21 protein-coding genes are annotated in these 20,096 nt (G+C 48.4%); 13 read left to right on the forward strand and 8 right to left on the reverse strand.

The features are described 5' to 3' along the window. From NP589_RS07570 to NP589_RS07600, 7 genes are all read left to right on the forward strand, one after another. On the forward strand, positions 1-656 hold a 656-nt coding region (locus NP589_RS07570; protein ID WP_256606428.1), incomplete at its 5' end, for an FkbM family methyltransferase. Positions 657-669: 13 nt separating this feature from the next. Beyond that, a complete protein-coding gene (locus tag NP589_RS07575; protein ID WP_256606429.1) occupies positions 670-1,869 on the forward strand; it encodes a glycosyltransferase family 4 protein in 1,200 nt (399 codons plus the stop codon). Further along, positions 1,866-2,693 (forward strand): methyltransferase, TIGR04325 family, encoded by an 828-nt coding sequence (locus tag NP589_RS07580; RefSeq protein ID WP_256606430.1) that lies wholly within the window; start codon positions 1,866-1,868, stop codon positions 2,691-2,693. Before NP589_RS07575 ends, NP589_RS07580 begins: the two co-directional genes overlap by 4 nt. Beyond that, positions 2,690-3,418 (forward strand): class I SAM-dependent methyltransferase, encoded by a 729-nt coding sequence (locus NP589_RS07585; RefSeq protein ID WP_256606431.1) that lies wholly within the window; start codon positions 2,690-2,692, stop codon positions 3,416-3,418. Before NP589_RS07580 ends, NP589_RS07585 begins: the two co-directional genes overlap by 4 nt. Beyond that, complete coding sequence (locus tag NP589_RS07590; RefSeq protein WP_256606432.1) at positions 3,405-4,400, forward strand: NAD-dependent epimerase/dehydratase family protein; 996 nt, start codon at positions 3,405-3,407, stop codon at positions 4,398-4,400. Before NP589_RS07585 ends, NP589_RS07590 begins: the two co-directional genes overlap by 14 nt. After that, positions 4,397-5,500, forward strand: a complete 1,104-nt coding sequence (locus NP589_RS07595; protein ID WP_256606433.1) for a DegT/DnrJ/EryC1/StrS family aminotransferase — start codon at positions 4,397-4,399, stop codon at positions 5,498-5,500. The genes NP589_RS07590 and NP589_RS07595 overlap by 4 nt, the downstream gene beginning before the upstream one ends. Next, complete coding sequence (locus NP589_RS07600) at positions 5,497-6,447, forward strand: hypothetical protein (protein WP_256606434.1); 951 nt, start codon at positions 5,497-5,499, stop codon at positions 6,445-6,447. Before NP589_RS07595 ends, NP589_RS07600 begins: the two co-directional genes overlap by 4 nt. Before the next feature lie 15 nt (positions 6,448-6,462). On the opposite strand, the gene NP589_RS07605 is transcribed toward NP589_RS07600, so the two are convergent. The 6 genes from NP589_RS07605 to NP589_RS07630 form a co-directional block, all read right to left on the reverse strand. Then, positions 6,463-8,583 carry a YgiQ family radical SAM protein gene (locus NP589_RS07605; RefSeq protein ID WP_256606435.1) on the reverse strand — a complete coding sequence of 707 codons (2,121 nt, stop codon included), beginning with the start codon at positions 8,581-8,583 and terminating at the stop codon, positions 6,463-6,465. Next, on the reverse strand, positions 8,580-9,383 hold the full coding sequence (locus NP589_RS07610; RefSeq protein ID WP_256606436.1) for a spermine/spermidine synthase domain-containing protein: 804 nt from the start codon (positions 9,381-9,383) through the stop codon (positions 8,580-8,582). The genes NP589_RS07605 and NP589_RS07610 overlap by 4 nt, the downstream gene beginning before the upstream one ends. 221 nt (positions 9,384-9,604) lie before the next feature. Then, on the reverse strand, positions 9,605-10,225 hold the full coding sequence (locus tag NP589_RS07615; protein WP_256606437.1) for a glutathione S-transferase family protein: 621 nt from the start codon (positions 10,223-10,225) through the stop codon (positions 9,605-9,607). 28 nt (positions 10,226-10,253) lie between these two features. Next, complete coding sequence (locus tag NP589_RS07620; RefSeq protein WP_256606438.1) at positions 10,254-10,715, reverse strand: amine oxidase; 462 nt, start codon at positions 10,713-10,715, stop codon at positions 10,254-10,256. A gap of 15 nt (positions 10,716-10,730) precedes the next feature. Next, positions 10,731-11,843 carry a flavin monoamine oxidase family protein gene (locus NP589_RS07625; RefSeq protein WP_256606439.1) on the reverse strand — a complete coding sequence of 371 codons (1,113 nt, stop codon included), beginning with the start codon at positions 11,841-11,843 and terminating at the stop codon, positions 10,731-10,733. Next, positions 11,819-12,754 (reverse strand): hypothetical protein, encoded by a 936-nt coding sequence (locus NP589_RS07630; RefSeq protein WP_256606440.1) that lies wholly within the window; start codon positions 12,752-12,754, stop codon positions 11,819-11,821. Before NP589_RS07630 ends, NP589_RS07625 begins: the two co-directional genes overlap by 25 nt. 267 nt (positions 12,755-13,021) lie before the next feature. Here NP589_RS07630 and NP589_RS07635 point away from each other — a divergent pair, with 267 nt between their 5' ends. From NP589_RS07635 to NP589_RS07655, 5 genes are all read left to right on the forward strand, one after another. After that, the gene (locus NP589_RS07635) at positions 13,022-13,420 is read left to right on the forward strand and encodes a hypothetical protein (protein ID WP_256606441.1); all 399 of its coding nucleotides are present in this window, start codon (positions 13,022-13,024) and stop codon (positions 13,418-13,420) included. Between the two features lie 108 nt (positions 13,421-13,528). Continuing rightward, positions 13,529-13,786 (forward strand): hypothetical protein, encoded by a 258-nt coding sequence (locus NP589_RS07640; protein ID WP_064007506.1) that lies wholly within the window; start codon positions 13,529-13,531, stop codon positions 13,784-13,786. A gap of 383 nt (positions 13,787-14,169) precedes the next feature. Beyond that, positions 14,170-14,556 carry a hypothetical protein gene (locus NP589_RS07645; protein ID WP_256606442.1) on the forward strand — a complete coding sequence of 129 codons (387 nt, stop codon included), beginning with the start codon at positions 14,170-14,172 and terminating at the stop codon, positions 14,554-14,556. A gap of 133 nt (positions 14,557-14,689) precedes the next feature. Then, positions 14,690-15,334: a DUF2760 domain-containing protein gene (locus tag NP589_RS07650; protein ID WP_256606443.1), complete on the forward strand. Its 645-nt coding sequence runs from the start codon at positions 14,690-14,692 to the stop codon at positions 15,332-15,334. Beyond that, entirely contained in the window at positions 15,331-17,166 is a 1,836-nt protein-coding gene (locus NP589_RS07655) for an Hsp70 family protein (RefSeq protein WP_256606444.1), read from the forward strand. The genes NP589_RS07650 and NP589_RS07655 overlap by 4 nt, the downstream gene beginning before the upstream one ends. A 54-nt stretch (positions 17,167-17,220) precedes the next feature. On the opposite strand, the gene NP589_RS07660 is transcribed toward NP589_RS07655, so the two are convergent. Next, positions 17,221-18,144 carry a YiaD family glycine zipper/OmpA-like lipoprotein gene (locus NP589_RS07660; RefSeq protein WP_256606445.1) on the reverse strand — a complete coding sequence of 308 codons (924 nt, stop codon included), beginning with the start codon at positions 18,142-18,144 and terminating at the stop codon, positions 17,221-17,223. A 447-nt stretch (positions 18,145-18,591) separates the two neighbouring features. Here NP589_RS07660 and NP589_RS07665 point away from each other — a divergent pair, with 447 nt between their 5' ends. Further along, positions 18,592-18,783, forward strand: coding sequence for a hypothetical protein (locus tag NP589_RS07665; RefSeq protein ID WP_256606446.1), 192 nt, complete (start codon positions 18,592-18,594; stop codon positions 18,781-18,783). 1,059 nt (positions 18,784-19,842) lie between these two features. Here NP589_RS07665 and NP589_RS07670 read toward each other — a convergent pair. Beyond that, on the reverse strand, positions 19,843-20,091 hold the full coding sequence (locus NP589_RS07670) for a hypothetical protein (protein WP_256606447.1): 249 nt from the start codon (positions 20,089-20,091) through the stop codon (positions 19,843-19,845). Between the last annotated feature and the right edge of the window lie 5 nt (positions 20,092-20,096).

Genomic DNA, 20,096 nt, shown 5'->3' on the forward strand with positions numbered 1-20,096 from the left:
CAAAGCGCGCTAATGTAGTATTGGATATAGGGGCGAATACTGGTGTATTTAGTCTAATTTCTCAAATTAATAACAGTTCGGCGAGAATTATAGCGGTCGAGCCAATACAGATTAATTATGAGTTATTGGAGTTAAATTTAAAAAAAAATAATTTTTCTATCAGTGTTGAGCAGATAGCATTGTCAAACTATGATGGAAGCGCATCAATGTTTATGCTAAAAGATAGACTAAATTATATGACATCTATTAACGATAATAGGTATAAATTACACCCTGAGGTTGCGCGAGATGCGGAAGTCGTTGAAGTTGTAGTCGATGTTAAACCTTACCAGTATTTGCAAAATAAGTATTCTATAAAAAATGTTGATTTAATTAAGGTCGATGTTGAGGGACATGAGTTTTCAGTTCTGGATTCGATGTATCTTGAATTAAAAATGAGCTTGCCGTCAATTGTTGTGGAAATAATCAGTGATGATAGTGCGAATAAAATTAATAAGTTACTTGAAGGTTTAGATTATAGGTACTTTTCTATAGATGAAGTTAAAAACAATTTAACTTCGGTGCCTGGTCTTTGGAATAACGATCATCAGAACTTTTTAATATGCACTCAGGGTGTTGCGGAGTATTTAAATAGTGTAGGTCTGATAAGGTATTAGGTGTTTTCTAGCTATGAAAATTTTAATAGTATCAGATTGGTATTCTGAAAGCATGGGCTATTCAGAAAATTTTTTGCCTATGGCTTTTGGAAAGCTAAATCAAGAAGTGCATTTAGTTACTTCTAATTTGCAGGTATATGCTACCTCGCCTCACTATAATAAGGTATATAAAGGTAAGCTAGGAAATTCTCAAACAAAAACAGGTGTATTCAAGAATTTATACTTTACGTTACATAGAAATTATTCTGAGGTTTCTCGCTATGGAATACATATAATTGGATTAGAAGAAAAGATAGAGCAGTTAAATCCTGACGTTATTTACTGTTTTGAAATAAACCTGCTAACAACCGCGTTATTAGCAAGGTTAAAACTAAAATACAATTACTTTTTATTTTGTGAGAGCCGAATGCATTCTTCGGTTTTTTCCCCGCCGAGTAATTTGATTGGTAAGGTTAAGTTCTGGATAAAGAATAGACATTTTTGGCTAGAAAATGTGATCGATAATGTTGATAGGTTTTACCCTATAGCGCCAGATGTTTATTTTAATATTACAAATTATTTTCGCGTACCTAGTGAAAAGTGTAAGTTAACTAGTCTTTCTGTAGAAACTGGAATTTTCAATTCCGTCCGAAACGAAGTCGCAGTAACACAGTTTAGAGAAAACCTAGGGTTTGGTTATGCCGATATTGTTTGTGTTTATACGGGGCGATTTACGGCGGATAAAGCGCCACTCATACTGGGACAAGCAATAGACTATTTACATGAGATTGGTTATGTATTTATTAAAGGATTATTTGTAGGCGGCGGCGATGCAGATTACCAGAGTCAGCTTCAGATTTGCAAGGGATGCATTACGCTGCCGTTTGTTGAACCAAAAGATTTACCCAATATTTATCATAGCTCAGATATAGGTGTGTGGCCGTTGCAAGAATCTACTAGCCAGTTAGATGCTATGGCGTGTGGGCTGCCTATTATTGTGAACGACACGGTAGAAGATGTGGATAGATTTGAAGGGAATGGTATGAGATTCAAGAAGAACGATTTTAAGGATTTAGCAAAAAAAATATTGCTTTTGGTTGAAAAGGAACAAAGAATCAAGATGGGCACTATTGGCGCGAATAGAATAGAACAGAAATATTCTTGGGAAGTTTTTGCTCAACAGAGACTAGTGGAATTTTTCGATTTTGTTAATAATAAATGCACTTTGCTGTGAAAAGTCATAATAAATTTTTTAAAAAATTCTTGCCTCCTGTTTTAATTCGCAAATTTAACCGGTATTTTGGTGGAGGTATTGTTTTTGATGATGCGGGTAGTGCTTGGGATGATGCCGCTTTGCTATGCACTGGTTATAATGCGGATGATATACTCAAAAAAACTTTGGATGCCACACTTACTGTTAAGCGTGGCGACGCACTTTTCGAGCGTGATTCTGTGCTCTTTTATAACGTTGATTTCAACTGGCCAGGTTTGTCAGGGTTGATGTGGGCTGCGGCTCTAGCTGGAGGGAAGTTAAATGTTCTAGATTTTGGCGGTGCTTTGGGAAGTAGCTATTTTCAACACCTGGTTATTCTTAATACAATCTCGAATGTTCGTTGGAACGTAGTCGAGCAAGCCCATTATGTCGAAGCGGGAAGAACTCATATTCAGGACGATGTATTGCGATTTTATTATTCAATTGATGAATGTTTAATAGAGAATAAGCCGAATGTAATTATTTTATCGAGCGTGTTACAGTATCTAGAGTTCCCGTTTGACGTTATCAGAAAATTGCCGTTTATAGGTGCATCAATTCTAATAATTGATCGCACGCCTTTTTCAAACACTACGCAAGATAGAATTTTTATCCAGCGTGTGCCGCCATCTATTTATAATGCTAGCTACCCTATGTGGGTTTTTTCAGCGTCTGCATTTATGAATATAATTAATCAAGATTGGTGCTCGCTAGGTACGATAAGATGTCCAGAAGGTACGGTTTATTCCAATAAAGGCTTCGAGTTTTCTTTTCAAGGCATGTTGTTGCAACTGCGTGAATCATGATTATATTAAAATCATATTATTCGACACAAATGTACATGCCTGGATGGCTAGGTATTTTTGTAAACCCTTTTTATTTTGCTCGTTTGGGCTTATACCAAGCCATAAAAGAATTGTCATCCAAATTAGGGGGGGAGATACTGGATGTTGGCTGTGGCACAAAGCCTTACAAACAGCTTTTCAACTTTAGTGCGTACACTGGTTTAGATATTGATAGTACTTGTTCCAGGTCACGCGGCATTGCTGATTATCTTTATGATGGTAAGAGATTTCCGTTTGATGATGCGTCTTTTGACGCAGTTCTTTGTAATCAAGTATTTGAGCACGTATTTAATCCGGACGAGTTTCTAGAGCAAATTAATCGTGTGCTAAAGCCTAATGGTCGTTTATTGCTCACGGTTCCATTTGTTTGGGATGAGCACGAGCAGCCTTACGATTTTGCGAGATATTCCAGTTTCGGATTGCGCGCCTTGTTGGAAACACATGGGTTTAAAATTATCGAGCATAGAAAAACTTGTGCCGATGTGTCTGTTTTGTTTCAACTGATGAACGCTTTCATTTTTAAGATTATCCAACCTCTTTCAAAAATATGTAGGCTACTTTTAACGGTTACTGTCATGGCATTAATTAATTTAAGCGGTATATTCGTTAGCCGACTGTTGCCTGCAAACCCGGATCTATTTCTCGATAATATCGTGTTGGCGGAAAAAATTCGTGAAGATATATAAAGGCAAAAAAGTACTCATTACTGGCGGTCTAGGTTTCATCGGCTCCAATCTCGCACGTACTTTAGTAGGGTTTGGTGCTCAGGTTACTCTCGTGGACAGCCTGATTCCGCAATATGGCGGCAATCCCTTCAATATTGCAGATATTCGCAATCAGGTTTCAGTTAACGTTTGTGATGTACGCGATTCTTTTGCATTAGCTTATTTGCTTCAAGATCAAGATTATCTTTTCAATTTAGCCGGTCAAACCAGTCATCTGGATTCGATGGTCGATCCACAGACAGACTTGGAGATAAATGCCGCCGCCCAGTTGTCCATCTTGGAGGCATGCCGCAAAGTTAATCCGGGCCTCAAGATTGTGTTTGCCAGCACTCGGCAGCTATATGGTAAGCCTGATTACCTGCCTGTCGATGAGAAACACCCAATTCGCCCAGTGGATGTCAATGGCATTAACAAATTGGCTGGTGAGTGGTATCACCTTCTCTATAACAATGTTTATGGGATTCAAGCATGTGCTTTGCGTCTTACCAATACCTATGGCCCCGGAATGCGCGTCAAGGATGCGCGCCAAACTTTTCTCGGTATCTGGGTCCGCTTATTGATTGAGGGTAATCCGATTAAGGTTTTTGGAGATGGGCTTCAATTAAGGGATTTTAATTATGTCGATGATTGCGTTAGTGCCCTATTACTCGCTGGTGCAAGCGAGCACGCCAACGGCAAGGTATACAATTTGGGCAGTAAGGAAGTCATTGGCCTAAAAGACTTGGCGCAGATGATTATAGAGCTTGGCTATGGCGGTGTATATGAACTGCTACCATTCCCGCCTGAACGCAAAGCGATTGATATAGGCGACTATTACAGTGATTACTCGCTAATTATCGCTGAATTGGGTTGGCAGCCAACAATTGGTTTACGGGAAGGATTAGCAAATACAATGGCTTATTATGCGGAGCATCACCGCCACTATTGGGATGCGAACCCATGATTTTGATGAATGACTTTAAGGCCGAGCCGCCGGAGTTACAAGCGGCCATGCTTTGCGCTGCGAAGCGCGTCATCGAGTCAGGTTGGTTTGTTTTAGGCAAGGAGGTTTCTGCTTTTGAGCAGCAATGGGCGTTAGCCTGCGGCTTAGGTTATGGTGTAGGGGTTGGTAATGGAATGGATGCGATCGAGATTGCCTTACGTGCGCTCGGAGTTGGCCGTGGTGATGAGGTTATCACCACGCCTATGACCGCATTCGCTACGGTACTCGCAATTATAAGGACCGGCGCAACGCCGGTCTTGGCTGATATCGATCCACAAACCGCTTTATTGTCTTTGGATAGTGCAAGCCGTTGTGTCTCCGCCAATACCAAGGCGGTGGTCTTGGTCCACCTATACGGACAGATTCGTGAAATGGATTTGTGGGTGGCGTTTTGTGCAAATTATGGGATTGCGCTTATTGAGGATTGTGCGCAAGCACACTTGGCGTCATTAAATGATAAAACGGCAGGTAGCTTTGGGATTATTGGGGCATATAGTTTTTATCCGACCAAGAATCTTGGTGCGCTAGGCGATGCCGGTATCATTGTGACACATGATGAAAAATTGGCTGTAAGAGCAAGCCAATTGCGTAACTACGGGCAAAGTGTACGCTACCAGCATCCAGAGTTAGGCTTGAATAGCCGGTTGGATGAAATGCAGGCGGCTATTTTGTTAGAACGACTGAAGTGGTTGCCTGATTTTACCGAGCGTCGGCGGCAAATTGCGACGGCTTATTTTGATGGGATCAAGAATCCTTATGTCACTTGTCCGGCACTCCCCGAATCCAGATCCGCGCATGTCTATCATTTATTCGTTGTGACTTGCCCTTGCCGTGATGCTCTCCAAGCATATTTGCAGCAAAATCAGATTCAAACATTTATCCACTATCCCATTCCTATTCATATGCAAGAACCATGTCGTAATCTTCGCCATGATCCGTTTGGCTTAGTTAACAGTGAACGCCACGCCGACACTTGTCTTTCTTTGCCCTGTCATCCGCAAATGTCGGACGAGGACATTGCGACTGTTATAGCGGCTGTAAATTCTTTTCAAGGTAAATGAACGAGCACTACGTAACTTTATTTGATAGCCTCTTTTTGCCGCAGGGGCTTGCTCTGCATTTATCGATGGAGAGACATGCAGGAACTTATACCCTATGGATCTTGTGTATGGATGATGAGGTATTTGAGAAGTTGGGGTATCTTGACCTTCCAAATGTACGATTACTGCAATTAAGCAAGCTTGAGACAGATGATTTAGTTCATGTTAAACAGCAACGTACAATCGCGGAATATTGCTGGACGCTCACGCCATTTACCCCTCGTTTTGTTTTTGCAGCTGATTCATCTGTTCTGCGTGTGACTTATCTGGATGCGGATTTATGGTTTCGTAAAAATCCTAGGCAGATTTTTCGGGAGTTTGAATGGTCCGGCAAGCAAGTGTTGATAACGGAACACGCTTACGCCCCGGAGTATGACCGTTCGGCAACCTCCGGTCAGTATTGCGTTCAGTTTATGATTTTCAAAAGAGACAGCGGGGAAGCGGTTCGGAGTTGGTGGGAAGCCCGCTGCTTAGAGTGGTGCTATGCACGCGCGGAAGAGGGTAAGTTTGGGGACCAAAAATATCTGGATGATTGGACAGAGCGATTTTCTGAAGAAGTCCATGTCTTGCTCGATAAGGAACTTATGCTGGCTCCCTGGAATGCCACCCGTTTTCCTCATGGCCGAGCGGTCTGCTGGCACTTTCACGAATTACGTATTTTAAAAGGCTTGTTCGCGACTCGGTATGCTGTTGATTTCGGTTCTTACCCATTACCATGGGTAACGAGGCGCCATATTTACCGCGAATACCTGATTGATCTGCGCCGAGCAATTGACACCATCATGACTTTGGGTTGGGAAGTGAGGGCGCAGCGCAGGTGGACTCTAAACGACAAGTTTTTTGGACTGTTTCTTGGCTTTTGGCGGCAAGTTTGGCGAGTGGTCATACATTGGCAGCAGCCTTTATAAGCTGAAAATGCATTTTTATCTTTGTTTATGCTTCCTGTCTGTACCAGGAAACACCGTATGCTTGGTTCTAAAAAACTGATTTTTTTTCGCATTTGTAATCGCTAAACCATCCGTTTTCGGCTGAAAACTCGGCACCAAATGCTGTTTGCCATTACCGATCAAGTCCGCTCGCCCCATATCCTTCAGCGCCTCCCGCAATAACGGCCAGTTTTTCGGATCGTGGTAGCGCAAAAACGCCTTGTGCAAGCGCCGTTGCTTAATGCTTTTTGGAATCGCTATATCAGGGCTATTGCGGGCCACTTTGTGCAGTGTGTCCTTACCGGAATGATACATGGCGGTGGCGATAGACATTGGTGAGGGTAAAAATGCCTGCACTTGATCGGCCCGGAAGCCGTTGCGTTTCAGCCATAGCGCCAGATTCAGCATGTCTTTATCTTCGGTGCCGGGGTGGGCGGCAATGAAGTAGGGGATTAGATACTGTTCCTTGCCGGCTTCCTTGGAGTACTTGTCAAACATCTGCTTGAAGCGGTCGTAAGTACCCATGCCCGGTTTCATCATTTTCGACAGCGGGCCTTGCTCAGTATGTTCCGGGGCAATTTTTAGGTAACCGCCGACATGATGAGTTACGAGTTCTTTGACATATTCCGGGGTTTCCACGGCAATGTCGTAACGAAGGCCGGAGGCGATGAAGATTTTCTTGATACCAGGTAGCTTGCGGGCGCGCCGGTAGAGTTTGACCAGTGGTGTTTGATCGGTGTTCAGGTTGTGGCAGATTCCTGGGTAGACGCAGGACGGTTTGCGGCAGGATTCTTCGATTTTTGGGTCTTTGCAAGCCAGCCGCCACATATTGGCGGTCGGTCCACCCAGATCCGAAATATGGCCGGTAAAGTTCGGCGAGGTGTCGCGGATGGCTTCGATTTCCCGGATGATAGAATCTTCAGAGCGATTTTGAATGATACGACCTTCGTGCTCCGTGATCGAACAAAAGCTACAGCCACCGAAGCAGCCGCGCATGATCAGCACGGAATGCTGGATCATTTCAAAGGCCGGAATATTCGCTTTGCCGTATTGCGTATGCGGTAGCCGGGAATAGGGCAGGTCGAACACACCATCCATTTCAGGGGTGGTTAGTGGTAGCGGAGGGGGATTGATCCACACTTCGCGGTTGCCGTGGCGCTGGATCAAGGCGCGGGCGTTACCGGGGTTAGTCTCGCCGTGCATCACCCGTGAAGCGTGTGCGTATAAAATCGGATCGTCTTTTACTGCTTCGTAATCGGGCAAGCGGATTACGGTTTGGGTGCGCTGTTTGTTGGCGATGGGTTTGAATTGAATTACCTGTTCGTTTTCAGCCAGTGCCGGTTTGTCTTCACACGCCGGTTGTTCCTGATAAGGATTGATGTGCGAAATCACCGCGCCTGGTTTGTCAATGTCGGTGGAATCTTTCTCCATCCAGCCCTGCGGCACCTGTTTCACAAAATGTACGGTGCCGCGGATGCCTTTCAGGTCGGCGATGGCTTCGCCTTTAGCAAGGCGCTGGGCGATTTCCACCACTTGCCGTTCGGCGTTGCCGTACACCAGTAAGTCTGCCTTGGAATCCAATAAGATGGATTTACGCACCTTATCCGACCAGTAGTCGTAATGCGCAATCCGGCGCAGACTAGCCTCGATACCGCCGATGACGATAGGCACGTTTTTGTAGGCTTCGCGGCAGCGGTGGGCGTAGACATTCACCGCGCGGTCCGGGCGTTTGCCGGCCGCGCCATCAGCTGTGTAAGCGTCGTTGGAGCGGATTTTTTTATCCGAGGTATAACGATTCACCATCGAATCCATATTGCCGCCGGTCACACCGAAAAACAGCTTGGGTTGGCCCAGCCGTCTAAAGTCCTCGGCGCTATGCCAATCCGGTTGCGAGATGATGCCGACCCGGAATCCCTGGGCTTCCAAGACCCGGCCGATCACCGCCATGCCAAAGCTGGGGTGATCGACGTAGGCATCGCCGGTTACTAAGATCACGTCGCAAGCATCCCAGCCCAGTTGTTGCATTTCAGCCGCCGTCATCGGCAATTCCGGCGCCGGCCCGAAGCGGTGCGCCCAGTATTTTTTATAGCCGAAGATGTTGGGAGCGTTGTGTATCACGATTTTATAATCCGGTTGAAGACGTTGGGGTTGTGGCGTTTTAAATCCAACAAATAGGTGGGGAATTCCAGCTGATACAGCTGTTCCAAATGTTTGGCTTTGTCGATTAGCTGTTTGATGCCTGACTTTGCCATGGTTTCGCCAAAGGCAAAACCGATCACGTTACCGCGGTTGCGTACCGGCAAAAACAACATGCGTCTATCGAACACGTGGCCTAGGTTCCAAGCCACTTGCTGGAACATATCCTTATCAGTGCCCCATAAATTGATCACCAGCAGACCGTTCTTGGCCAGCAAGGTTCGGCAGTTGTCGAAAAAAGTTTCGCTACTGACTTCCGGTGCCATGCCGTCATGGTCGTAAGCGTCTATCACGATCAAGTCGTGCTGTTCGCTTTGCACCTGACTGGCCTGACGCACATGTTGCGCGCCGCAGCCGATCTTGATTTTCAGGCGCGGATCGAAAGGTAGTCCGAAATGACTGCGCGCCACTTTTAATACGCTGCCGCGAAACTCCACGACTTTGAGCCGGCAATCGGCGAACTGATGTAACATGAATTTGGCGATGGTGCCGCCGCCCAGGCCTATCATCAGCACTTCGCGGGGCGTGTCGTGAAACATCAAGCCGGCCATCATGGCTCGCGCATACAGGGAATGGAGTCGGTCGGGCTCGGCCAACAGCATGCTGCTCTGCCGGGCGTGCGAGCCAAAGTGCAAGGCCCGGACGCCTTCCTTATCAACGATTTCTATGATGCCTTCGTCGTCGTGGCTTTGGTGTACCACCAGGCCTTCATATTTGTACATGCGATACAGCGAACGGTAAAGATGAGGCTATTTTCCTTGAAAATCCGGCGCTTGTCTTGTTAATAGTGCGTTGGTGACAATTTAGCCACCCGGTAAAAACGAAGGGATATTGGGCTAATGCGGCTTGTTTTATGGGTAAGGGTGCGAATTGTCTCGCACCCTATAACGGAGGCCTTGAGAAGGCTGTTTTGCTGATCGAGCAGATGGTGCGGCGATAAAAGTCAGTCCACCCGATAACCTTCCTCCATCAACACACGTTTGACGACCGGACGGGACAGCATCAAGCGATAGTGTTTCAAGCAGTTTTCCGGCAGCGTAACGCCGGTTTTATCCGCCCAAAACTCCACGTAAAACAAAGCGGCATCGGCGATACTGAATGCGCCCAACGCATAGCCTTCGGCAGGTATCTGCTCATTCAAGATTGCAAAAGCTTTATCGACTATATCCAATCCTTGCGCCTTGACCGCGTCGTGATCGGCAGGATTAGGCGTAAATTTCTCCGTGGTAAAAATTCTAGCAAAGCCCTGACCATGTAGCGTGCCGACCGCATAGTCCATCAGCTCGATAGCTTTCGCATCGCCATCCGCATCGCCCGGCAATAGTTTGGCTTTGGGGTAGGTGCGTGCCAGCCAGTAAGCGATGGCTTGAAATTCGGTCAAGGCGGTACCGTCGTTACGGACCAAGGTGGGAATGGTGGCTTTGGGGTTCAGTACCAGATATTCGGCTTGATGCTGATCGCCGGCCATTAAATTGATCAGGTGGGCTTCGAAAACCAGATCCAGCTCCTCCAGTAAAATATGGATGCCGGTGGTGCAGGAGCCAGGTGTTAAGTACAGTTTCATAAATTATCCTGTCAAAAAGCTATCCGCCTTAGCGGCATTTCAGAAAGTAAGCATTAAGGTCCAGCGCAAAGTTCCGCCACAGCAAGGCGATATCGCTGCGCACGGCGCTGAGGTAAACCTGGTCGGGTTTATGTTCATCGGGGAAATTGGATAAGGCGCAGGAAGTGCGGTGTTTATCCACTACGATCAACAGAAATTCATCGATGAATCCATCGAATACCGCCAGTACTGATTTGGTAATATCCGCCAGGCCCTGATTGACAGTGCCGCCGGCGTGGTCAAACGGCAAGGTCTTCAATTGAGTCAGGGCGTCTTGATAGGTTTTTTCCAAGACGATCAATATATTGCGTTGAAAACAACCGTCCCATTGTTGATGCGATAGGTCATGGGCCAATAACTGATCGTATTGCTTCTTCATATGGGCTTTCTGTGCGGTGATGAATCGGCTAAATTCGCCGATGCTGTGCGCGTTAAGCGTTTGATTGTTCATGTCAAAGTCCTTTAGTTAGAGTGTTAATGCGCTAAAAACCCGGTCGCTGGCTTCCAATGCGCCTTCCAAATAGCCGCCGGATCGGCTGGCTGTTTCTGTTCCACAGAAGTACAGTTTGTCCTGCCAATGATCCAATTGCAGAGCGCGGTGACCATAGACGGGATGTTCGAACACCGGGATGCGATCTGCAGCAGTCGCGGTAAAGGGTTCCCGGCTCCAATCCTGAATCACCACACTTAACGGATTGGCTGCAGCAGGACCGAATAGACCGACCATTTGCCGAACGATCAGTGCCGGCAAGTTCTCTTGGTACTGTTCGCGAATCTGGGCTGGCAGGCCAAAGAAACCAAACAGGGCAGAGGTACCCGCATCGTCGGAGCAGGCGTCATAGACTTCAGCCAACACTGCACTGGGATAGGGTGAAATGGCGTTGCCGGAATAGCCTTGTTGGCGCCAGAAAGCTTGTTCATAAACCAGAACCGCCTTGGCGTGTCCGGCCATCCAGGTGGGCGTTTCCTGCATTAGCGAGAGCAAGCCGGGCGCTAGCGCGGGTTCGAAGCTAATGCTGTTAGCCAGCAGTCGTGGCGGTGCGGCTAGCACAACTTGCCGCGCTTGATGGGTAATAATGGCGCTATCGGTTGCGAATATTAAGTCGACATGGCGGCCTTGGTCGCTAAGTGTCATTAAACGGTGTCCAAGCTGCAAAACGCGCTCAGGTATACCTTGCAATAGACCATTGATTAACTGCTGGCAACCGCCGGCAATGCGTCTGGCATCCGCATGAGTCTGGGTATCGATATAAGTCGCGGGCAAGGCCTCGGCTTGCACTTGATATAGGCTTTGGCCGCGGTCCCACTGTGGAAATAGCGTTAATCCCAGACGCTCGGCTAATGCTGAAATGCGCTGTTGATCAGCAGGCCACAACCAAGTGGGGCCCAGGTCTGCGGTAAAGTCTTGCGTAGGACCGGCTGCGGATAGAATTCTGCCGCCGCAGCGTTCGCGTGCTTCAAACACGCCGATGTTGGGTTTGTGTGGAAGCAGTTTTTCAGCCAAGGACAAACCGGATAGGCCGGCGCCAATAATCGCCACGTCCAGCATGGGCATCATGCCGTCTGTGTCGTTTGGCATAGTAAGGCGTTGCTCTGCCATAGGGGTAATTTCGGCGCTTCGGTCGATGCGCTGGGCATGATCAGTTTCTTACGGAAAATATCCCACACGCCGTCATAGCGTTGCTGCACCCGAATACTCCAACCCCAGACGATAGGTAAATGCACCGGCACCCAAATATAAAGATCCGGTCGGTCCGGTCCAGCATTTTGCATGAAATACACCGTATACTTTTCCAAAACGCTAATCGATGCGACGGCGTTACCGTTAATTTGCGATGGAATAGCTTGCGTCACGGCTTGGCTGAACAGCAGTTTTTGCTGTTGGCCTTGCTGTTGAAACCGGCCAAGCGGCATGACCGGCAAATGGCTTTCTGTGCCGGACAGATACAAAACCGGGCCGCCGTTTTCAGTCTCGGTATCCAGTAATGTCATGGTCTCGCCGTCGGCAAAGTGCACCGTTCTGGTTGACTCTACCAACTGTAAGATACCGAGTTGACTGCAAAAACCGGCGGTGTCCCATTCCAGTTCGAAACGGGGCGCAATACTTAGCGTTGGCGTATCGTCTAGCAAGCTTACTTCCAGTGCGGCCATGCTGGCGTCAAGCAAGGTCAAACGATTCTGATCGGGCTGTTGCGGGTGAGCGTTGGTAATGGGTAAGCAGTTTTTGAGCGGTGGGTTCAGTAAATCGCTGTTCCACACGAATGCTTGTGTTGGCGTCTGTTTAGTATCCACAGCTATTGTCATAGCCTGTTCGATGCTTAACTGGTAGTCGCCGAGCAAACCGTTTTGCAGATCATGCTCCAAATAGCCAAGCCGATTATCAGCCAATTTTTGTGCGTCGATGCTGTAGCGATGGCCGGCTTGTATCACTGGAATGCTCGGTTTGGACGGCGCGGGCGTCGGGCGGGGCAGTGGAAAAATGTGTTCCATGGTTGGGCTGCTTATGGCGAATGCCATCAGGCATTCAAGAATGAGGCCAATTGACCAAATCACCGAATGACAGCGAAGGTCATTGATTGATTTGGATTACTGCTTCAAATCAACTTGCCAAACGATGTCGCAGATCCGACAAATCCGGCGATCTTGTCACGACAACGCTCTAGCCCTGGATTTTTGCCGGCGTTATCGTGCGTGCTTGCCATCCACGAAGAAGGCTTCTACAGTTTCACGGTATCTTCATAATTTTTTTGGAAAATCATGCGAAATTTATTGATAACGATGCTTTTGCTGTTCCCAACCCTAGCGGCCGCCCAAAATGATGCGTTTAAAAATATGGACAAAGCGCAAATGCAGCAGATGATGCAGCAAATGAAAACCATGCAAAATTGCGTGAAGAACATAGACAAGGCCGAGATACAGGCTTTTCAAGCACAGGCAAAACAAATGAGTGCCGAAGTTAAGAGTTTATGCGCGGCGGGAAAACGCGATGAAGCCATGGCGAGAGCTATGGAGTTTGGTAAGGATGTGTCGGCCAACAAAGCCATGCAACAAATGAAACAATGCGGCGAGGGAATAACGGAAGTCATGCCTTTATTGTCTGATGTTACTCAGGGCCAAAATCAGCCCGGTTCGCCTCGGCATGTTTGCGATCACTAAGTTTTAATGCACCAATTTGGTTAGTTTTTTCTCGGTAAAATTTTACGGTTATTTGCGTCAAACCCGCGCCAGCCCTGATATAATCAAATTTTTGCGTTGGGGGGTTTTATGGCTGTTGATCTGGTAGAGTTGAAAGCAGTATTGGCGCGGATGGAAGCTGCTTTGAGTAGCATCACCGAAATGGATTCTGAAGTGCTGGAATTCATCGATGCTAATTACTCGGATTTGTTGAACGATCAAAAGATGGTTCAGGTGTTTAAAAGTGTCGGTGATGCCGAGGATGAGTTGCAAAGACAGTTAAACTTCTTACGTATTCGCATAACCGCCGGTATCCCGGAGTTTAAAGAGGTTTGTGACGCGGCGTAAGCGTACTTCAGCCGTTATGATTAGTTAATCGATGTAAACAGGGGGCGATGGGTATTTTGCTTTAGTTGTCCGCAAAATTGACGTCGCTCCCCCTTTCAGATAGTCCATCCCAAGTTCAGCAGTACTCCAGTTCATAATCTGTTCATTAAATAACGGGCATTCGCCCCTTATCGTCGCTTTTCGCTTGCTACCTGGTATCTTAACGCTCTGGCGTTGAACCGCGAGTCTGCCCGGGATTTGGGTGAATCAACAGCACGCCACAGCGGGCATGCAGCCTAAGCAAGACCCTTTCTGACCGCCTGCCGGTTCCGACTAATTGTTCATTTCAGCCGGCATCGCGTAAAATCGCCAGCCATTATTACGCCCCCATTGGAGAGCAAATCATGAAATACCGTTTAATTGTCGCGCTGATGATGATCACAGGTTTAGCCTGTGCGGAAGAAGCCAAGGAAGAATGGAACGAAACCACATTAAAAGATGAGACTATCCAGAAAATTCAGCAAGCTCAGTACACGTACAAAAAATGTGTAGTGGATACTATGCAAAAACCCGAGTTTGCGAAAATGGAAAGTCGCAATGCCACCGATGTGATAATCAAATCTTGCGAGCCGACCTTGGCCGAAATACGTAAAGTTTATACGGACGCCGAAGTGCCGGGTGCTGTCGCTGACCGGCATTTGAAGAAAATGCGTATCCAGGTAACGCGCAATCTGCTACAGGAATTAATGTATGCAGAAGCCGCGAAGAAAGCCGGTATGCCAGGCAACTGATCTTCTTCTTGATATTGTGTCCAATCGAATTGTCGTAAAAACTTAACACCTCGCTGGTTTTACCCTTTTGCGACAACTCTGAACATTAGACCGTAAAGCCAATGTTTAAATTAACAACCATCACTCGATTTTCATGAATACCTACACTATCGATTTATCCTTGCGTCCGACCACCTTCGATTTGTGGCATGTGTGTTTGGCGGGCACCGCCGCGCTGTTGGCTTTGATCCTGATTGTGGTTTTAGTCTCGGTGCTGTTGGGCATGCGCCGCTGCAAATCGGCCGTGCCGACCGTCGCCCCTATCGTGCCGCAACCCGAAGTCAAAATCGTCGAAAAGATCGTCGAAGTGGAGAAAATTGTCCAGGCGCCGGCACCGGAACCAGTGATTTTGAAAGAAGCGACACCAGACGCGGCCTTGCAATTATTAAGTTTGCTGCAAAAGGAAGCCCGCTTTATCGACTTTATTAAAGAAGATGTCAGTGCCTTTTCCGATGCCGAAATCGGCGCGGCGGCGCGGGTGGTCCATCAGGGTTGCAGCAAGGCAGTCAGCGAGCACTTTACCTTGACACCAGTCAGCAACGATCCCGAAGGCAATCGGGTGACCTTAAACAAAGGCTTCGATGCCGCGTCATTCCGTTTGACCGGCAATATCGTCGGCGAAGCGCCGTTTACCGGCACTTTAGTGCACAAAGGCTGGCAAGTCACCGATCTGCGTTTACCCAAACTAACCGAGGGTCATAACGCCAAAATCGTCGCACCGGCCGAGGTGGAATTATGACCGCGCGTTATTCGGTCGGTATCGATTTAGGCACCACGCATTGCGTCTTGTCTTATGTCGATCTGGAAGTTGGCGACGACCAAGTAGCCCTGGATGTGTTGGCAATCCCGCAACTGACTGGTCCCGGCACGATAGAAGACAAGGCGCAGCTACCGTCATTTACTTATCTGGCCCATTCGGCCGAGATCGCCGAAGGCGCAACCGCGTTGCCCTGGACCGGTAAACCCGAATACTTGGTCGGTGAAATTGCCCGCAATCTGGGCAGCAAAACCCCTATCAGGTTGGTGTCCAGCGCCAAGAGCTGGCTGTGCCATGCCGGCGTCGATTGCAAGCAAGCGATTTTGCCGGTGGAAGCGCCGGAAGATGTGGGGCGGATCTCGCCGTTTGCCGCGACCAAAGCCTATTTACAACATCTGCGCGACGCCTGGAATCACCGTTTCCCGGAACACAATTTACAAGATCAGGACGTCACCATCACCGTGCCGGCTTCGTTCGATCCAGCCGCTCGCGAACTGACGGTCGAAGCAGCCCGCGCGGTGGGTTTAGGGCAGGCGGTATTGCTGGAAGAACCGCAAGCAGCGTTGTACAGTTGGATCGAAAACAGCGAAGGCGATTGGCGCAATCATGTGCAAATCGGCGATGTGATTTTGGTAGCCGACATCGGCGGCGGCACCACCGACTTGTCGCTGATTGCAGTCACCGAACAGGATGGCAATCTGCAATTGACCCGAGTGGCGGTCGGCGATCATATCCTGTTGGGCGGCGATAATATGGATTTGGCCTTGGCTTATACCGTGAAAGCCAAACTGGAACAAGAGAGCGGTAAACGCCTGGAATCCTGGCAATTACAAGCCTTGACGCATGCCTGCCGGGAAGCGAAAGAGAAACTGTTCAACCAATCCGAGTTGGGTAGCATGCCTATAGTCGTGGCGAGCCGGGGATCGTCCCTGATCGGCGGCACTCTGCGCACCGAACTGACCCGTGACGAGTTGAACCGCGTCTTGGTCGAAGGCTTTTTACCGTGGATACCTATTGAAGAAAGACCGGTGGTCAGGCCGCGCAGCGGTTTGCGCACCGCCGGTTTACCTTATGCCCAAGATGCCGGCATCACCCGCCATTTGGCGGCATTTTTGTCGCGGCAAAAAGAAGCGACCGGCGAGTTATCAGATCATATCTTGCCGGAACACGCCAGCTTTCTGCATCCGACCGCCGTATTGTTCAACGGCGGGGTGTTAAAAGCCGGCTTGATGGCCGAGCGCTTGATGCAGATTCTCAATAACTGGTTGCAGGCCGAACAAGCCGCGCCGGCCAGACTATTGCAAGGCGCCGATCTGGACTTGGCGGTGGCACGCGGCGCGGCGTATTACGGCTTTGTCCGGAAAGGCAAGGGCGTGCGCATCAAAGGCGGTACGGCAGCGGCTTATTACGTCGGCATCGAGAGTTCCATGCCTGCGGTGCCCGGTTTGCCTGCGGAAATCGAAGCCTTGTGTATCGCGCCGTTTGGCATGGAAGAGGGTAGCGAACAGGAGTTACCCAACGACGAGTTCGGTTTGATCATCGGCGAGCCGGTACGCTTTCGCTTTTTCGGTTCAAAAACCCGCCGCGACGATACGGTGGGCGTACGCTTGGACTATTGGCACGACGACGAGTTGGAAGAGCTGGACGAAATTGAGATTACCTTGCCGGAAGAAGGCCGGCATGCCGGCGACATCGTCCCGGTGCATTTGTCGGCGGCAGTGACCGAAGTGGGGACTCTGGAATTGAAAGCCGTTTCCAAACGCGATCAACTGCGCTGGAAAATCGAGTTCGATGTCAGAGCCGGCGAGACCTGAGTCGAGCTAGGCAGAGATTGAGCCATGCAGCTCAATCTCTGTTAAGACAACGTTTTATTGCTGTTGATAGTAAGGTTGTTGGTACTGCTGTTGCGGGTACTGCTGATATTGTTGGTTCTGTTGCGGATACCCCTGTTGCTGCGGGTAACCTTGCTGATATTGCTGATATTGCTGATTCTGCTGAGGGTAACTTTGTTGTTGCGGGTAGCCCTGCTGATACGGTTGGTTTTGCTGTGGATAACCTTGTTGGGGGTAATTCTGTTGCGGATATCCACCTTGTTGTTGAGTCGGCTGGGTTTGCGGTTGTTGCGAGGCGCCGGCGTTTTGATTGGCGTTAATTGCCAATTCTACCCGGCGGTTGATTGCCCGGTTGGCATCGCTGGTATTAGGTACTTTTGGCGAGCTTTCGCCCATGCCTTGCTGCGAAATCCGCATGCGGTTTACGCCGCGTTGTCCCAAAAAGTTGGCCACGCTGGTCGCCCTTGCTTCGGATAAACGTTGATTGTCCGCATCGGAGCCGACGTCGTCGGTGTGGCCGGTGACTGAAATGGTCGATTCCGGGTAGCTGGTCAACACTCTTGCTACCGGCTCCAGAGCATTCTGGGCTTCCGGTGTCAAATCGGCCTTGCCGAACGCGAAGGTAACATCACTGGTGCTGGGCATGTTCAAGGTCAGCTGATTTTGCGCGGTACGCTGTACTTCGATCCCGGTACCTTGCAGCGATTGCTGCATTTCTTCCTGTTGTTTATCCATGTAGTAACCGACACCGGCACCCACCGCGGCACCGGCTAATGCGCCCAGACCGGCGTTTTTCCAGTCGTTACCGCCGAATAAAGTTCCGGCGCCGGCACCGACTGCCGCGCCGACGCCGGCACCCTTGCCTAAGTTGCTCATGCCGGACTGGCCGGTATAAGGGTTAGTGGTACAGGCTGTTAACAAGCTGGTACCGATGGCGATAGCGAGTAATCTTTTAGTCATTATTTTTCGTCCTGGATGCTGTTCATAAATACTTTGAATCGGGCGACGTATTGGCTCAACGGGGTGTTTTGTCAATAGAAGCCGGCCTCCGACCGCGTGGCGATTAAAACCTTAAAGTCTTAACTCGCACTTAAACCAGACTGGTAAGCGGGGAAATGGTTTCCTGAAGTTCTTAATTAGTATCAGCAGCTAACGTTGGTTTGCTATCGCTGATTTCGTCTATTCGTGCAGTTTGCCGAACTGATACGATCTGAGCGCCACCTTTTGCATTGTGGGGTTTTCACTCTGCTCTCAATGTTTGGGAAAAGCCGAAGAATATACTTATTTAAAATATTGTTTTATGAGGCAAAACAATCAATTACCGGTAATGCGTATTGTTGATTTTTAATAAGCCGATATAGTGAAAGCGAGATTTCGTTTCGACCGACAAACGGTCCTGGAGGGCAAATGAAGATCGTTAAGATAGGAAATACCGGCATCGCCATGCTGATTGTCGTTATCGCCGGCTTACTAGGCATCTTACCCATGGGATTAGTCTTTTCAATATTGCTATTTGCCGCCTTGATACGCGGCAGTGTGATGTTAATTGATAAAGCCATCGACAATGGGGCGCAAGCGAAGGAAATAGATCGGCATTGATCGGGATTATATCGACCAGACCTCAAATATTCTTGCTCCTCTCTCTCGGGAAGCTGTCGTAAAAGCCCCTTCTCCGCGCGTACCCGCAGGGCATAAATACCCATAGTGCATAAAGGAGAAGGGGTGAAGTTTAAATTTTTTCGGTGCGAATTTATTCGCACTATGGGCACTAAAGGTCGAATAAATTTGGCCTTTATATGTTCAGCTCTTAACTTAACGGCATTGTGGGGCGAGTGGGTGAAAAATCAATAAACTATTGTTTTATATGTATTCTATTATATAACTCGTGAGTATTTATGCCCTTGTAAGTACGGAAGGATAAGGGATTGTTTCAGCTATTACGACAGCCTTCGCAGATGGGAGTCCAGTTGTCATTCCAAAATTGTAAAGTTATACCCGATGTCCCAAGAGCCGTTCACTGAGCGGATCAGAAGCGAATTGACTGGCTTCGGCTGATTCTACTTCGCTGCTTACAAGTCCAGGCTAAGGTTTACCTTATTTAAGGGAATTTATGATTGGCAAGAATCTTCAGCTAAGCAGCATACCGGCACGGATGCGTAAGAGAGCGGCCATGGATGGTAGGCTAGGAGTCATCCATGAAGTCTGGATTCGTTGCGTGGTCTATGGGCTCCGGCTGTTGCGTAAGCCGAGAATTTCTAAACATCCCCTTAGCTGATTAGCAAGCTGCTTTAACTGAATGCCTCGCGCATACTCAAAATCGTCATTTCGGCATGGACTACTGAAATCCGGGCTGCACGGATAGCTCGAAGCTTGGCATCCATAGCACTGGATGCCAACTCATGCATTACGCATTCACCCGGCAGTCGGCGTTTGGACACAGCCGTCGCGAAATATTAGGCACTTGCAAGTCTTGCTGCGCGGAGTCGAGCAACTGCTGGAATCCAGCAAATGGGGGCCAATCGTCTGGATACTGCCGACGCCGCTATCGCTTAATCGATCAAATCCGATCTGGCCACGATAGAACAATCACTCAAGGCCAAGCGCGAACAAATCCGAAACCACATCAATGCTAATCGTGACCTTAGGCTGCGGTATGACTTACTGATTGCCATCCCTGGGGTTCGCCATTCTAAAATCCGGTAAACTTTTTAATCCAAATTTCTTTTTTGCATAACTGCTGTAAAGACGGTGCCTGCCGGAATGGCGGTTTTCAGGATGCGCGAGGCATTGAACTGAAGCAGTTGCATAATCAGAGATAGCCAATCGCCTACTCAGTTGAGATGTTTGAGCTAAACTAAAGTTGTCGAGTGGCAAGTGACCGAAGACATCGGCGTGGAACAAAGGCATCAGTC

Source organism: Methylomonas rosea (genome assembly GCF_024505055.1).
Classification (GTDB): domain Bacteria; phylum Pseudomonadota; class Gammaproteobacteria; order Methylococcales; family Methylomonadaceae; genus Methylomonas; species Methylomonas rosea.

Bases quoted from the DNA above. Each gene is read 5' to 3' on its own strand.
- NP589_RS07615 (WP_256606437.1), bottom strand. From the start codon at position 10,225: ATGAAACTGTACTTAACACCTGGCTCCTGCACCACCGGCATCCATATT.
- NP589_RS07645 (WP_256606442.1), top strand. From the start codon at position 14,170: ATGAAATACCGTTTAATTGTCGCGCTGATGATGATCACAGGTTTAGCC.
- NP589_RS07650 (WP_256606443.1), top strand. From the start codon at position 14,690: ATGAATACCTACACTATCGATTTATCCTTGCGTCCGACCACCTTCGAT.
- NP589_RS07575 (WP_256606429.1), top strand. From the start codon at position 670: ATGAAAATTTTAATAGTATCAGATTGGTATTCTGAAAGCATGGGCTAT.
- NP589_RS07585 (WP_256606431.1), top strand. From the start codon at position 2,690: ATGATTATATTAAAATCATATTATTCGACACAAATGTACATGCCTGGA.
- NP589_RS07610 (WP_256606436.1), bottom strand. From the start codon at position 9,383: ATGTACAAATATGAAGGCCTGGTGGTACACCAAAGCCACGACGACGAA.
- NP589_RS07670 (WP_256606447.1), bottom strand. From the start codon at position 20,091: ATGCCTTTGTTCCACGCCGATGTCTTCGGTCACTTGCCACTCGACAAC.
- NP589_RS07620 (WP_256606438.1), bottom strand. From the start codon at position 10,715: ATGAACAATCAAACGCTTAACGCGCACAGCATCGGCGAATTTAGCCGA.
- NP589_RS07600 (WP_256606434.1), top strand. From the start codon at position 5,497: ATGAACGAGCACTACGTAACTTTATTTGATAGCCTCTTTTTGCCGCAG.
- NP589_RS07595 (WP_256606433.1), top strand. From the start codon at position 4,397: ATGATTTTGATGAATGACTTTAAGGCCGAGCCGCCGGAGTTACAAGCG.
- NP589_RS07625 (WP_256606439.1), bottom strand. From the start codon at position 11,843: ATGCCAAACGACACAGACGGCATGATGCCCATGCTGGACGTGGCGATT.
- NP589_RS07640 (WP_064007506.1), top strand. From the start codon at position 13,529: ATGGCTGTTGATCTGGTAGAGTTGAAAGCAGTATTGGCGCGGATGGAA.
- NP589_RS07655 (WP_256606444.1), top strand. From the start codon at position 15,331: ATGACCGCGCGTTATTCGGTCGGTATCGATTTAGGCACCACGCATTGC.
- NP589_RS07630 (WP_256606440.1), bottom strand. From the start codon at position 12,754: ATGGAACACATTTTTCCACTGCCCCGCCCGACGCCCGCGCCGTCCAAA.
- NP589_RS07635 (WP_256606441.1), top strand. From the start codon at position 13,022: ATGCGAAATTTATTGATAACGATGCTTTTGCTGTTCCCAACCCTAGCG.
- NP589_RS07660 (WP_256606445.1), bottom strand. From the start codon at position 18,144: ATGACTAAAAGATTACTCGCTATCGCCATCGGTACCAGCTTGTTAACA.
- NP589_RS07665 (WP_256606446.1), top strand. From the start codon at position 18,592: ATGAAGATCGTTAAGATAGGAAATACCGGCATCGCCATGCTGATTGTC.